Annotated in this window: 13 protein-coding genes and 1 pseudogene; 6 read left to right on the forward strand and 8 right to left on the reverse strand. The window is 74.4% G+C overall.

Annotated elements, in window-relative coordinates:
- Nucleotides 1–22 precede the first annotated feature (22 nt).
- The 3 genes and pseudogenes from Ae150APs1_RS33450 to Ae150APs1_RS09245 all read right to left on the reverse strand — a co-directional run bounded on the left by Ae150APs1_RS33450 (nt 23) and on the right by Ae150APs1_RS09245 (nt 1,610).
- Nucleotides 23–676 carry a zinc-binding dehydrogenase gene (locus Ae150APs1_RS33450; protein ID WP_256385612.1) on the reverse strand — a complete coding sequence of 218 codons (654 nt, stop codon included), beginning with the start codon at nt 674–676 and terminating at the stop codon, nt 23–25.
- A pseudogene (locus tag Ae150APs1_RS33455) lies at nt 656–1,204 on the reverse strand (alcohol dehydrogenase catalytic domain-containing protein); the annotation flags it as partial. The gene Ae150APs1_RS33450 and the pseudogene Ae150APs1_RS33455, both read right to left, overlap by 21 nt.
- A complete protein-coding gene (locus tag Ae150APs1_RS09245; protein ID WP_139316850.1) occupies nt 1,155–1,610 on the reverse strand; it encodes a hypothetical protein in 456 nt (151 codons plus the stop codon). The pseudogene Ae150APs1_RS33455 and the gene Ae150APs1_RS09245, both read right to left, overlap by 50 nt.
- 99 nt (nt 1,611–1,709) lie before the next feature.
- Between Ae150APs1_RS09245 and Ae150APs1_RS09250 the strand changes: the two genes are divergently transcribed.
- A complete protein-coding gene (locus tag Ae150APs1_RS09250; RefSeq protein ID WP_075296957.1) occupies nt 1,710–2,036 on the forward strand; it encodes a DUF4180 domain-containing protein in 327 nt (108 codons plus the stop codon).
- Nucleotides 2,033–3,109, forward strand: coding sequence for a winged helix DNA-binding domain-containing protein (locus Ae150APs1_RS09255; protein WP_075296959.1), 1,077 nt, complete (start codon nt 2,033–2,035; stop codon nt 3,107–3,109). The genes Ae150APs1_RS09250 and Ae150APs1_RS09255 overlap by 4 nt, the downstream gene beginning before the upstream one ends.
- Nucleotide 3,110: 1 nt before the next feature.
- Here Ae150APs1_RS09255 and nhaA read toward each other — a convergent pair whose 3' ends face one another.
- A complete protein-coding gene (gene nhaA / locus Ae150APs1_RS09260; RefSeq protein ID WP_075296961.1) occupies nt 3,111–4,451 on the reverse strand; it encodes a Na+/H+ antiporter NhaA in 1,341 nt (446 codons plus the stop codon).
- On the opposite strand from nhaA, the gene Ae150APs1_RS09265 reads away from it, so the two are divergent.
- Nucleotides 4,450–5,028: a DsbA family protein gene (locus Ae150APs1_RS09265; RefSeq protein ID WP_249266276.1), complete on the forward strand. Its 579-nt coding sequence runs from the start codon at nt 4,450–4,452 to the stop codon at nt 5,026–5,028. The two genes, nhaA and Ae150APs1_RS09265, sit on opposite strands and share 2 nt — an antisense overlap.
- Here Ae150APs1_RS09265 and Ae150APs1_RS09270 read toward each other — a convergent pair.
- Nucleotides 5,025–5,888 carry a universal stress protein gene (locus tag Ae150APs1_RS09270; RefSeq protein ID WP_075296963.1) on the reverse strand — a complete coding sequence of 288 codons (864 nt, stop codon included), beginning with the start codon at nt 5,886–5,888 and terminating at the stop codon, nt 5,025–5,027. The two genes, Ae150APs1_RS09265 and Ae150APs1_RS09270, sit on opposite strands and share 4 nt — an antisense overlap.
- A 194-nt stretch (nt 5,889–6,082) precedes the next feature.
- Here Ae150APs1_RS09270 and Ae150APs1_RS09275 point away from each other — a divergent pair, with 194 nt between their 5' ends.
- Nucleotides 6,083–7,531 carry an NAD(P)/FAD-dependent oxidoreductase gene (locus Ae150APs1_RS09275; RefSeq protein ID WP_075296965.1) on the forward strand — a complete coding sequence of 483 codons (1,449 nt, stop codon included), beginning with the start codon at nt 6,083–6,085 and terminating at the stop codon, nt 7,529–7,531.
- A gap of 81 nt (nt 7,532–7,612) precedes the next feature.
- Here the strand turns inward: Ae150APs1_RS09275 and Ae150APs1_RS09280 are convergent, their stop codons facing one another.
- The 3 genes from Ae150APs1_RS09280 to Ae150APs1_RS09290 all read right to left on the reverse strand — a co-directional run bounded on the left by Ae150APs1_RS09280 (nt 7,613) and on the right by Ae150APs1_RS09290 (nt 9,884).
- A complete protein-coding gene (locus Ae150APs1_RS09280) occupies nt 7,613–7,903 on the reverse strand; it encodes a hypothetical protein (protein ID WP_010228145.1) in 291 nt (96 codons plus the stop codon).
- Between the two features lie 339 nt (nt 7,904–8,242).
- Complete coding sequence (locus tag Ae150APs1_RS09285; RefSeq protein WP_075296967.1) at nt 8,243–8,998, reverse strand: SDR family NAD(P)-dependent oxidoreductase; 756 nt, start codon at nt 8,996–8,998, stop codon at nt 8,243–8,245.
- A gap of 7 nt (nt 8,999–9,005) precedes the next feature.
- Nucleotides 9,006–9,884, reverse strand: coding sequence for a LysR family transcriptional regulator (locus tag Ae150APs1_RS09290; protein WP_060575105.1), 879 nt, complete (start codon nt 9,882–9,884; stop codon nt 9,006–9,008).
- Between the two features lie 152 nt (nt 9,885–10,036).
- Between Ae150APs1_RS09290 and Ae150APs1_RS09295 the strand changes: the two genes are divergently transcribed.
- Together Ae150APs1_RS09295 and Ae150APs1_RS09300 are read left to right on the forward strand one after the other, a co-directional pair.
- Nucleotides 10,037–11,353, forward strand: coding sequence for an MFS transporter (locus Ae150APs1_RS09295; RefSeq protein ID WP_075296969.1), 1,317 nt, complete (start codon nt 10,037–10,039; stop codon nt 11,351–11,353).
- Nucleotides 11,350–12,813 carry an AMP-binding protein gene (locus Ae150APs1_RS09300; protein WP_083680033.1) on the forward strand — a complete coding sequence of 488 codons (1,464 nt, stop codon included), beginning with the start codon at nt 11,350–11,352 and terminating at the stop codon, nt 12,811–12,813. Before Ae150APs1_RS09295 ends, Ae150APs1_RS09300 begins: the two co-directional genes overlap by 4 nt.
- Nucleotides 12,814–12,815: the final 2 nt, after the last annotated feature.

The raw sequence follows: 12,815 nt of genomic DNA on the forward strand, positions 1-12,815 counted from the left end.
CTGCTCCCCGACGGGCCGGTGGTCAGGAGTGCGGGACGACGACCGCGCGGGCCGTCAGCTCCCCCGACTCCAGCTTCCGGTACGCCTCCAGGGCGTCGTCCAGCGAGTACCGCTCGACGTCCGGCACGATCTGGCCGCGGCGGTACATCGCGACGACGTCGTGCAGGTCCTCGACCGTGCCCCAGTAGGTGTTGGTGATCGTCGACTCGTAGGGCGTCGAGAAGAAGTTCCACTCGGTGGTGCCGCCGGCGATCCCGACGACGGTGAGCCGGCCACCGACCGCCATCGACGCCTGCGCGAGCTTCAGCGTGGGGGTGGCGCCGACCAGGTCGAACGCGGCGTCGACCCCGCGACCGCCGGTGATCTCGCGGATCCGCTCGGCCTGACCGTCCCCACCCGGGACGACGACGGCGCCGCGCTCCGCGGCCCGGGCCATCGCGTCGGGCTTCGTGTCGGTCGCGATCACGGTGGCGCCGGTGAGCGCGGTGAGGATCTGCACGGCGATCTGCCCCAGCCCGCCCAGGCCGATGACCAGCGCGAACGTCCCACCGCCCGCGAGCTGCGGCAGCGCGCCGCGGATCGCGTGGTACGGGGTGAGCGCGGCGTCGGCGAGCGGCGCGGCCGCGATCGGGTCGGCGTCGCCGAGCGGGACGAGGTTGCGCGCGGGCACGGTCACGTACTCGGCCATGCCACCGTCGCGGCCGAGGCCGATCGCGGCGTACGGGTTGGTCGCGGCGTTCTCGCAGTAGGTGTCCTGCCCCTTCGAGCACATCCGGCAGGCCCCGCACCCGATCGGCCCGTAGACGAGGTACGCGGCGCCCTCGGTCACGCCGGAGACCCCGGGCCCGATCCGCTACACCCAGCCCGACGTCTCGTGACCGAGCACGAAGGGCGGCTGCTGCGAGCCGGGGGCGCCCTCGACGAACTCGCGGTAGACGGAGACGTCGGAGTGGCACGCGCCGGCTCCCGCGACCTTCAGCAGGACCTCGCCCGGCCCCGGCTCCGGCGTCGCGATCTCGGTCAGGACCGGGAACGTCTGGAACTTCTCGAACACGACGGCGCGCACGGTGGCACCTCTCCTCGTTGCAGGACCCGCATTGGTTGTGCTCTCAACAATATGCCGGTCGTGCCTGCGTCGCCCTGTGATCCGCGAGCTACTCCGGACCGACGACGGCGTGGGGCCCGCGACGACGACGGACCGCACCGGCGACGAGCACGCCGACCGCCACCAGCACCAGGATCCCCGCCAGCGGAAGGACGATCATGAGCGCGAGCCCGCCGCCGATGTTCGCGCCGATCGTCGCGGCCGTCACGACCCGCCACGACAGGCCGGCCAGCACCCCGGCGACGACGAGCAGCGCCGTGGCCCCCGGCACGGCCGGGCCGGTCTCCCGCCGCCGTCGCACGATCGCGACGAACAGCACGCCGAGCAGCACCAGCACGCCGATCCCCGCGACGTGCCCGGCGACCGGCGGGAGGGGCGGCGGCGGTGCGACGATCCGGTCGTCGGGGAACGCCCCGGCGCTGCTCCGGTCGCCGACCAGGTACCAGGTGGCGCCCGCCGCGGCGATGCCGGCGGCGAGCACGGTCGCGGTGTCGCGCAGTGTCATGACCTCCACCGTGGACGCGCGCCTGCGTGGCCGCCTCCGTGGTTCCACGGACGCCGCAACCCCGTTGCCGCGGAGCTGCGGACCTGCTGTGCTCCCATCATGACCACGGTCCTGACCCTGCCCGCCGACGGCCCGGTGATCGCCTCCGAGGCCGACGCGATCGACGTCCTCGGCGAGGCGTTCGGGCACGGCGCGGACCTGGTCGCCGTCCCGGTGGAGCGTCTCGACCCGGAGTTCTTCCGGCTCCGCAGCGGGCTCGCCGGTGCGATCACGCAGAAGTTCGCGCAGTACGGCGTCCGGCTCGCCGTGGTCGGCGACGTGTCCCGGTGGACGGCCGAGCCGGGCCCGGTCGCGGACTGGGGCCGGGAGTCGAACGAGGGACGCCATCTGCGGTTCGTCGGCGACGTGGCCGAGCTCGGCGCGTGACCGTCCTGGACCGGCGGGCGCTGAACCGGGCCACGCTGGCCCGCCAGCACCTGCTGGACCGGCGGCCGCCCGGGACCGGCGCGGCCGGGGTCGTGGCGCACCTGGGCGGGATGCAGGCCCAGGAACCCGGCGCCCCCTACACAGGGCTGTGGTCGCGCATCGCGGCGTTCGACCCGGTCCCGGCGTCGGCGGCACTGACCGGGCGGGCACTCGTCCGCACGCTGCTGATGCGCCGCACGGTGCACCTGGTCACCGCCGCCGACTGCCTGGCACACCGGGCACTGCACCAGCCGATGATCACCCAGCGGACCTGGGGCGCCCGGAAGGCGGAACTGCCCGGGGTGACGCCGGAGACGCTCGCCGCGGCCGTCCGGCCGTGCTTCGCCGAGGCCCCGCGCACCGGCGGCGAGGTCGCGCGGATGGTGGCGGACCGGTTCCCCGGAGCCGGTCACGCGGCGCTCACCGACGCCGCCGTCTCCGTGGTCCCGCTGGTGCAGGTCCCGCCGCGCGGCACCTGGGACGGCGCCGGCCCGGCCCGGCTGACCACGGTGGACGCCTGGCTGGGCCGCGAGCCCGATCTGGAACCGCGCGCCGAGGAGCTGGTGCGGCGGTACCTGGCCGCGTTCGGACCGGCGGCGAGCGCCGACCTGCGCGCCTGGTGCGGGCTGACCGGGCTACCCGCCGTCGTCGCACGGGTGAAGCCTGGCCTGCGGACCTTCCGCGACGAGCGCGGACGCGAGCTGCTCGACCTCCCCGACGCCCCGCTGCCCGATCCGGACACCCCCGCACCACCGCGGTTCCTGCCCGCCTTCGACAACGCCGTCCTCGGGTTCGACGACCGCAGCCGGATCATCGACGACGAGCACCGCGGCCTCAGCGTCACCGGCGCCCGGTTCGTGCTGGTCGACGGCCGGGTCGCCGCCACCTGGGCCCCGGTGGGCGACGCCGGCCTGTCGGTGCGGCCGTTGCGGGCGCTGACGCGGGCCGAGAACGACGACGTGCTGGAGGAGGGCGAGCGGCTGCGGGCCTTCCTCACCGCCGGTGCGGACGGCGATGTCCGGGTCGGCCGGTAGGTCAGTCGACCGGGCGCCAGGGCCGCGGCGGCAGGGTCGGCAAACCGCTCGGCGAGCACTGCCCGCCCCGCTCCCCCGCCAGCCGGAACACCAGCCACCCCGCGACCGCGGCCAGCACCGACCCCGTCAGGATGCCGATCTTCGCCTCGGCGATCAGCAGCTCGTCGTCGAGGGCCAGCTCGGTGACGAACAGCGCCACCGTGAAGCCGATCCCGGACAGCGCCGACCCGCCGAGCAGCTGCCCCCAGCGCAGGGTGTCGGGGACCTTCCCGATCCCGGTGCGCAGCACCAGCCAGGTGCCCGCCGCGACGCCGATCGGCTTGCCGACCACCAGTCCCAGCACGATCCCCCAGGTCAGCAGGGACCCGGCGGCCGCGGACAGCGTCCCGTCGTCGAGCACCACCCCGGCGTTGGCGAGCACGAACAACGGGACGATCACGTAGCTGCTCCACGGCTGGATCCGCAGCTGCAGCCGCTCGTTCGGCGACACCGCGCCGACCGCGGCGATCCGCGCCGTCCGGGCCCGCTCGGGCGTCGGGTCGAGCAGGAAGTTCTTGCCGACGGCCATCGCGTCGGCCATGTCCTCGCGGCGCGGCGCGTAGGCGTTGACCAGCAACCCGAGCGCGACGCCGACGACGCTCGGGTGCACCCCGGACCGCAGCACCGCCAGCCAGCACAGCACCCCGACGACGGCGTAGAACGGCGTCCGCCAGAAGCGCACGTAGCGCAGGGCGAGCAGCCCCACCAGGAGCACGACCGCCACCAGCAGGGCGAGCACGTCGACCTCGTCGGTGTAGAACAGCGCGATCGCGGCCACCGCGCCGATGTCGTCGACGATCGCCAGCGCCAGCAGGAAGACCCGCAGCTGGTCCGGGCAGCGCGGCCCCAGCAGCGCGAGCACGCCGAGCATCACCGCGGTGTCGGTCGAGATCGCGATGCCCCAGGCGTTCGCGGCCTCGCTGCCGGAGTTGAGGGCGAGGAACACCAGCGCGGGGACGACGAGCCCGCCGACCGCGGCGGCCGCCGGCGCGGCGATCGCGCGGAACCCGCGCAGCTCCCCGAGCGTCGTCTCGCGGGCGATCTCCAGGCCGACCGAGAGGAAGAACAGCACCATCAGGCCGTCGTTGACCCAGTGCCGCAGGTCGAGTTCGAGCCCCGTGCCGCCGAGCTGCACGGCGAGCGAGGTGTGCCAGAAGCTCTCGTACCCGTCGCCGAGGTTGGCCCAGACCAGGGCGGCCACCGCGGCCCCGACCAGCAGCACCGCCGATCCCGACTCCGTGCCGAGGAACCGTCGTGCCGCGTCGGAGAGATCCCCGCGCTCGACCAGGGTGGTGACCGCCATGCGAGGATCCTGCCGTCCGCCGGGTGGCGAGGGAACGCGGAGGTCCGTCCATGAGCAGGCTCGACCCGCCCCTCGGACCGTACGACCACGTGCTGGGCCCCCGGACGCCGAGCTCACGCTGGTCGAGTACGGCGACTACGAGTGCCCCTACTGCCGCGACGCCGCCCCGGTGATCGACGAGGTCCGCGCCCGGTTCGGTGACCGGCTGCGGTTCGCGTTCCGGCACTTCCCGCTGCACGAGGTGCACCCGCACGCGCTCGCCGCGGCGGTAGCCGCCGAGATGGCGGGGCTGGAGGGCCGGTTCTGGGAGATGCACGCCTCGCTGTTCGCCCCCGGCCCGCCACGGCTGCGCCAGGACGACCTGCGCGAGCATGCCGCCGCGATCGGCGTACCGCCGGAGCGGGTCGTCTGGCCGGCGACGCAGGTCGTCGAGGACCGGGTCGAGGCCGGGTTCAACGCGGCGGTGCGCAGCGGCGTCCGCGGCACCCCGACGCTCTACGTCCGCGGCGAGCGCTACCGCGGTGACGTCACCGTCGCCGCGCTCACCGCCGCGCTGGACCCGGTCGTCAGCTCCTAGCCGTCGTCCCGGGCCGACGGGCCGACCAGCATCACCGGGCAGTCCGCGCGCTGGATCAGCGACAGCCCGGTCGAGCCGAGCAGCAGGCCGGTGAACCCGCCCCGCCCCCGGGTGGCGACGACGACCAGTCGCGCGCCCTCGCTGCGCGCGGCCAGCGCGCGTCCCGGCTCGGAGCGCTCGATCACGCGCTCGACGGGGACGTCCGGGTAGCGCTCCGACCACCCGGCGAGCCGTTCGGCCAGCGACCGCTCCTCGGCGTCGCGCAACCGGTCGAACGCGCCCGCCGCGCGCAGGGCCGGGGACCGGCCGTCGTGCCAGGCGTAGAGGGCGGTGAGGCCGGTGCCGTGCGCGGAGGCCGCGGCGAAGGCGTGCTCCAGGGCCGACGCGGACAGCGGGCCGCCGTCCACCCCGACGACCACCGGGCCGTCGGCGCCGGTGTTCCCGCGGACCACGACCAGCGGGCACGACGCGTGCGAGGCGACCGTCAGTGTCACGGAGCCGAGTGCGCTGCCGACCGCGCCCCGCTCGGCCGACCCGAGCACCAGCAGCGACGCCGTCCGCGACTCCTCGACGAGCGCCGCGCCCGGCGCGCCGCGGTCCTCCCGGGCCGTCACCGTCACCCCGGGGGCCGTCCCGGTCGCCACGGCGCGGGCCGCCCCGAGGATCTCCTCGGCCTCGACTCGCATCCGCTCCTCGACGTCGTCGAGCAGGGGTGCGACGGCCGCGTCCGCGTAGAGCCCCGCGACGTCGAACGCGTGCACCAGCAGCAGGTCCGCGTGCCGGTCCGCGGCCTCCCGCGCGGCCCACCGGACGGCGTCCAGGGCCGAGTCCGATCCGTCCACACCGACGACGACACCCATCGTTCCGCTCCGTTCCCGACCGGCTCACCCGAACCGGCCGCTCGTCTCCACCCTGCTCCCGCCCGGGCGGCGGGCGCAGCGGTCAGCAGGGTGAAAACGGACACGGCCGGGCGACGGCGGCCCGCAGGGGCCGGTACGGGCACCCGGGGGCCGCCGATCCGCGGCTACGGTGATCGCGGCGACAGGGAGGTCCCATGCACGCACCGAGCGTTCTCATCGTCGGCGCCGGGTTCGGCGGCATCGCCGCCGCGATCGAGCTGCGCGCCCACGGCATCCGCGACGTGTCGATCGTGGACGCCGCGCCCGGGCTCGGCGGCACGTGGCTGCACAACACCTACCCGGGTGCGGCCTGCGACGTGCCGAGCCACCTCTACTCGTTCTCGTTCGCGCAGCGCAGCGACTGGTCACGGCTGTGCTCCCCGCAGCCGGAGATCCTCGCCTACCTGCAGGACGTGGCGAAGGAGTTCGGCGTCGACGACCTGATCGAGACCGGCACCCGGATCGTCTCGGCGGACCGGCCGGACGCCGACGGGCCGTGGACGGTCGTCGCCGAGGGCGGCCGCACGTGGACGGTCGACGTGCTGATCGTCGCGACCGGCCAGCTCAACACCCCGGTCACCCCCGGCATCCCCGGCAAGGACTCGTTCGCCGGGCACACCTTCCACTCGGCACGCTGGGACCACGACCACGACCTGCGGGGCCGCCGCGTCGCCGTCATCGGGACGGGGGCCAGCGCGGTGCAGTTCGTGCCGGCGATCGCGCCCGAGGTCGGGCACATGACCGTCTTCCAGCGGTCCGGGAACTGGTTCCTGCCGCGCCGCAACCGGCGCTTCCCCGCCTGGTGGCAGGGCGCGATCCGGCGGATCCCCGCGCTGCGGCGCTGGCGGCGGCGGTTCATCACCGAGTACTGCGAGTCGCTGACGCTGATGATCCGGCACCCGTCGACCTGGGGCCGGCTCGGCAGGCTCTACCCGACGCTGTTCATGCGGATGCAGCTGCGCGACCCGGAGGTCCGGCGCAGGGCGTGGCCGGACTACACGTTCGGCTGCAAGCGGATCCTGTTCAGCTCGCACTGGCTGCCCGCGCTGCAGCGGGACAACGTCACGCTCGAGACGGAGCGGGTCACCGAGATCGTCCCCGAGGGCGTCCGCACCGGCGACGGGCGGTTGCACGAGGTCGACACGATCATCTGGGGCACCGGGTTCGCGGCCACCGACTTCATGTTCCCGATGGAGATCACCGGCCCCGGTGGACGGTCCATGACCGACGAGTGGGCCGACGGCGCCCACGCCTACCTGGGGATGACCGTGCCCGGGTTCCCGTCGCTGTTCGTCCTCTACGGACCGAACACGAACACCTCGGGTGGCTCCATCGTCCGCTACCTGGAGCACCAGGCCCGGTACGTGCGCGAGGCGCTGCAGGAGGCCGCACGCCGCGGGTCGAGCGGGGTCGAGGTGCGGGCCGACGTCGAGCGCGCCTACGACGAGGAGATCCAGGCCCGGTTCGGCGGTACGGCCTGGCTGCGGTGCGACTCCTGGTACCGCGACGACTCGGGCCGGATCGTCACCAACTGGCCCGGCTACATGCGGGACTACGACGCGCGCACGAAGCGGGTCGAGCCGGCCGACTACGTCTTCCACTGACCGGTCCCGACACGGATCCGCCCCGCGCCCCGTGGCGGCGGGGTGCGGGGCGGAACGCGTGCCGGTACTCCGACCGGCGGGTCAGTCGCAGCTGGTCGGGTTCCCCTTGTTCTGCGCGGCGCCTCCGCCGAGGATGCCGAGCACGTTGCCGACCGCGGCGTTGACGCCCGGGCAGACGTTGGCGTTGTTGAGGACGTTGACGTCGTCGAGGTTCACCAGGCCGAACTGGTCGCCCCGGGTGTTGCCGACGTCCTGGACGAACGAGTCGCCGTCGCCGTCCCACTCGTCGGCCGGTGCGGCCGACGCCAGCGGGCTGAACGCGACGAGTGTCGCGACGACTGCGGCGCCGGTGACCGCGAGTTTCCTGCGCATGATCTTTCTCCCCGATCGTGTCCGGTGGGACGGACGTGCCGTGTGGGCACCATCGGGACGCCTGTGCGTCACGACATTGCGGACGGTAGGCAGTCGGTCGCAGCCGGAGATACGGCTGCGACCCGGTCGGGTGACGAGTGGGGCGGTGACACCGAAAGAGTGGGTGCGAGTCGCCACGGACCGCGTTTCCCAGGACACCCGACACGGTGCGTCTCGTCGCCGCGACCCCCGATCGCCCAGGGTCACCGTTCCGGCGCTCCGGGGCGCGGAGCGCACCACCCGGCGGGGTGATGTCGTGACCGGCGTGTCGCGACGTCCGGCGTGTCGGGCGGGCCGGGCTCAGAACACCGAGTAGCCGCCGTCGACGACCATCTCGTCGCCGGTGTGGAAGGTCTGGGCCGGGTCGGCGAGGTAGGCGCCCACGCGCTCGAACTCATCCGGCTCGGCCCAGCGTCGCACCGGCGTCCGCGCGGTGGTGGCGGCGCGGAACCGGTCGTCGTCGTGGGCGGGGGCGGCCAGCGCGGTCCGCGTCCAGCCCGGGACGACGGCGTTGACCCGTACCCGGTGCCGTGCCAGCTCGACGGCCAGTGTGCGGGAGAGCCCGAGCATGCCGGTCTTGCTGGCGGCGTAGGCGGCCTGGCCGCGGGCGCCGTAGCGGGACACCATCGACGACACCAGGATCATCGAGCCGCCGGTGCCCTGCTCGACGAACCGCCGGGCACCCTCGCGGCAGGTGAGGAACGCGCCGTCCAGGTTGGTCGCGGTGACCCGGTGCCAGTCCTCCAGCGTGGTGTCGGTGATCGGCCGCGCGTCGGTGGTCCCGGCGTTCGCGACGACGCAGCCGAGCGGCCCGCCGCGCTCCACCGTCTCCGCCATCGCCCGACCGACCGACGCCTCGTCGGCGACGTCGCAGGTGACGGCGCGGGCGGTGGCGCCGATCCCCTGCAATCCGTCGACGGCCGCCGCCGACTTGGCGGTGTCCCGGGCCCAGATCGTGATGGATCCGCCGGCCCGCGCGATGCCGGTGGCCAGCGCCAGGCCGATGCCCCCGTTCCCTCCGGTGACGACGGCGTGCAGTCCGGTCAGGTCGGTCATGTGCCGATCATGCACGAACTCCCGCCGCGTCGAGCAGCGCCGGGAGCACCGGGTTCGACCCCTCCCGCTTCCACGCCAGCGCCAGCGCCACCAGCGGCGGGTCCGCCAGCTCGACCAGCACCACCCCGGGCGTGCGCAGGTCGGCGGTGGCGTCGAGGGCGAGCCCCACGCCCACGCCGGCACCGACCAGCGACAGCAGGGTGTGCGTCTCCGGCGCCTCCTGCTCGATCCGGGGCATGAACCCGGCCCGCAGGCAGGCCGCGTCGACGGCGGTGCGCATCAGCGCCATCCGCGCCGACGGGTAGGCGACGAACCGCTCGTGGGCCAGCTCGGCGAGGTCCAGCACGTCCCGCCCGGCCAGCGGATGCTCGTCGGGCAGTGCCGCCATCAGCCGCTGGCGGGCCAGCTCGTGGACGACGAGGCCCTCGTCGTCGACGGGGGTGCGGATCAGTGCGGCGTCGATCCGGTCGGCGCGCAGGTCCTCGGCCAGCTCCCCGGAGAACCGGCCGGTGGACAGCGCCAGCCGGGCGAGCGGGTGGCGCTCGCGGAACCGGCGGGCGGTCGCGTACAGCCACCGGTTGGAGCTGGGCCCGGCGAACCCGAGCCGCACCGTGCCGGTGCCGCCGTCGGCGGCCTGCCGGGCCGCGGTCACGGCCTCCCCCGCGGCGGCGATGGCGCGGCGCGCGAGCGGGAGGAACGCCTCGCCCGCGGGGGTGAGCGCGACGGCCCGGGTGTGCCGGTCGAACAGCGCCGTACCGACCTCGCGTTCCAGGCGGCGGATCTGCTGGGACAGCGGTGGCCCGGACACCTGCAGCCGGGCGGCGGCCCGGCCGAAGTGCAGCTCCTCGGCGACCACCACGAACGACTCCAGCTGGCGCAGCTCCATCGGTACACAATGTCGTTCGGACGACAGAATGGGAACCCAGAAAGTCCCGACGACGACCGAATGACGTTCTACGGTTGCGTCGCGGTAATCGCGGCCGGTGTGGCCCGCGGCACCGGCCCAGGGTGCAGCATCCCAGTGCAAGGGGGCACGCGATGAGCACGAGCACACCGGCCATGCGCCGGAAGGCGGGGATCGCCTCGTTCGTCGGTACGACCATCGAGTGGTACGACTTCTACATCTACGGCACCGCCGCGGCGCTGGTGCTCGGACCGCTGTTCTTCCCGAACGCCTCCCCGGCCGCCGGGGTGCTGGCGTCGTTCGCGACGTTCTGGGTCGGCTTCCTCGCGCGGCCGATCGGCGGGATCGTCTTCGGCCACCTCGGTGACCGGCTCGGCCGCAAGAACGCGCTGGTGGCGACGTTGCTGCTGATGGGCGTCTCGACCCTCGCGATCGGCCTGCTCCCGACCTACGCCTCGATCGGCGTGATGGCGCCGGTGCTGCTCGTCGTGGCCCGGCTGGTGCAGGACCTCGCCGTCGGCGGCGAGTGGGGCGGGGCGGTGCTGATCGCCTCGGAGCACGCGTCGAAGGGCAAACGGATCCTCTACGGGGCGTTCGCCCAGCAGGGCAGCCCGGCCGGGCAGATGCTCGCCACCGGGTCGTTCGCGCTGGCCGCGATGCTGCCGGAGGAGGCGTTCCTGTCCTGGGGCTGGCGGGTGCCGTTCCTGGTGTCGGCGGCGCTGGTCGTCGTCGGGCTGGTGATCCGGCTGCGGATCGAGGAGAGCCCGGAGCTCGTCGCGCTGCGCTCCACCGGGCGGACGTCGCGGTTCCCGCTCGCCGACCTGTTCCGGGAGCGGGCCGGGATGGTCGTCGTCGCCGTCGGGGCGTGCGCGCTGGTCGCCGCGGCCGCCTACTTCAAGAACACGTTCGCGCTGGCGTGGGCCGTCAACGACCTCGGGTTCGACCGTCAGGTGTTCCTCAACGTCGTGCTGATCAGCTCGTTCGTGCAGTTCTGCACGCAGCCGCTCGGTGCGTTCATGGCGACCTGGTGGAACCCGCGCAAGGTCGTGACCGTGCTGCTGCTGATCGAGCTCCCGCTGTTCCCGCTGATGTTCGCGCTGATCTCCACCGGGAACTTCGCGCTCGCCGCGCTCGGCATGGCCCTCGCGCCCCTGCCGCACACCATGTACTACGCGATCCTGGCCGGGATGCTGGCCGAGGCGTTCCCGGCGCGGATGCGCTACACCGCGATCTCGCTGTCCTACGCGCTCGCCGGGACCCTGTTCGGCGGGACCGCACCGCTGATCGGGCAGTCGCTGCTCGCCGTGACCGGGTCGATCGTGCCGGTCGTCGTGTACTCGCTGGTCATCGTGCTGGTCTCGCTGTTCGCCGCGCGCTTCGTGCTGGCCCGCGGGCCGGTCCCGGACGAGGTGCCCGCGGGCGTCACCACCACCACGGAGAGGACGTCGTGACACCGCTGTTCCCCGAACCCGTGATCGCCGCCGGGTCGACGCCGCTGGCCGCCCGGCTGCGCGAGCTCGTCGCCGCCGCGCCGGACGCGCCGCTGGCCTCCGACGGCGACACGGTGCTGACCCGGTCGGAGTTCGACGCCCGCACGAACCGGCTGGCCCGCGCCTTCGCCGAGCGCGGCGTCACCCGCGGCGACCTGGTGTCGATCGCGCTGCCGAACACCGTGCGGCACCTGGAGTGCTCGGTCGCGGCGTGGAAGCTCGGCGCGGTGCCCCAGCCGCTGTCCGCGGCGCTGCCCGACGCCGAGCGCGACGCGGTGCTCGCGGTCGGGCGGCCCGCGCTCGTCGTCGACGCGGCGTCCGGGATCACCGGCGACGGCCACGACGACGGCCCGCTGCCCGACGTCGTCGGGCCGTCCTGGAAGGCGCCGACCTCGGGCGGCTCGACCGGGCGGCCGAAGCTGATCGTCGCCGGTCAGGCAGCTTGCGTCGAGCAGGCGCTGGCCCGGGTCGACGGCCTGCGGATCGACCGCGACGGCGTCATGCTCTGCACCGCGCCGCTGCACCACAACGCGCCCTACATGTTCGCGCTGATGGCGTTGCTGCAGGGCCACCACGTCGTGCTGATGCAGCGGTTCGACGCGGCCCGCACCCTGGAGCTGGTCGGCGAGCACGGCGTGACCTGGCTCTACGTCGTCCCGACGATGATGGGCCGGATGCTGCGCCTGCCGCCGGAGCACTGGGACGACGCCGACCTCGGCAGCCTGCGCACCGTGCTGCACGTGGGCGCGCCCTGCCCGCCGGAGGTCAAGCGCGGCTGGCTGGAGCGGGTCGGCCCGGAGACCGTGATCGAGCTCTACTCCGGCACCGAGTCGCAGGCCGGCACCCTGATCGACGGCCGCGAGTGGCTGGCGCACCCCGGCTCCGTCGGGCGGGTCACCCGTGGCGAGATGAAGGTCTGCGACGACGACGGCCGCGAGCTCGGCCCCGGCGCGACGGGCGAGATCTGGATGCGCTCCGGCGGGACGCCGACGTACCACTACCTCGGTGCGACCCCGCGCGAGCGGGACGGCTGGGAGTCGCTGGGCGACATGGGGGCCCTCGACGCCGACGGCTACCTGTACCTCGCCGACCGGCGCTCGGACATGATCCTCGTCGGGGGCGCCAACGTGTACCCGGCCGAGGTGGAGGCGGCGCTCGTCGCGCACCCGGACGTGCGGGACGCCGTCGTCGTCGGGCTGCCCGACGACGACTACGGCCGGATCGTGCACGCGATCGTCCAGCCTGCGGCCGGGGCCCGTCCCGGCCTGGAGGACCGGCTGCGGGAGCACTGCGCGCAGCGGCTCGGCCGCGCCAAGAACCCGCGCGGGTACGAGCTCGTCGACCATCCGCTGCGCGACGACGCCGGGAAGGTCCACCGCTCGGAGCTCGCCGCGGCGCGGAGCAGCCCGCTCGCGGGGTAGGT

The sequence above is a fragment of the Pseudonocardia sp. Ae150A_Ps1 genome, from assembly GCF_001932315.1.
In the GTDB taxonomy this organism is placed as follows: Bacteria; Actinomycetota; Actinomycetes; order Mycobacteriales; family Pseudonocardiaceae; genus Pseudonocardia.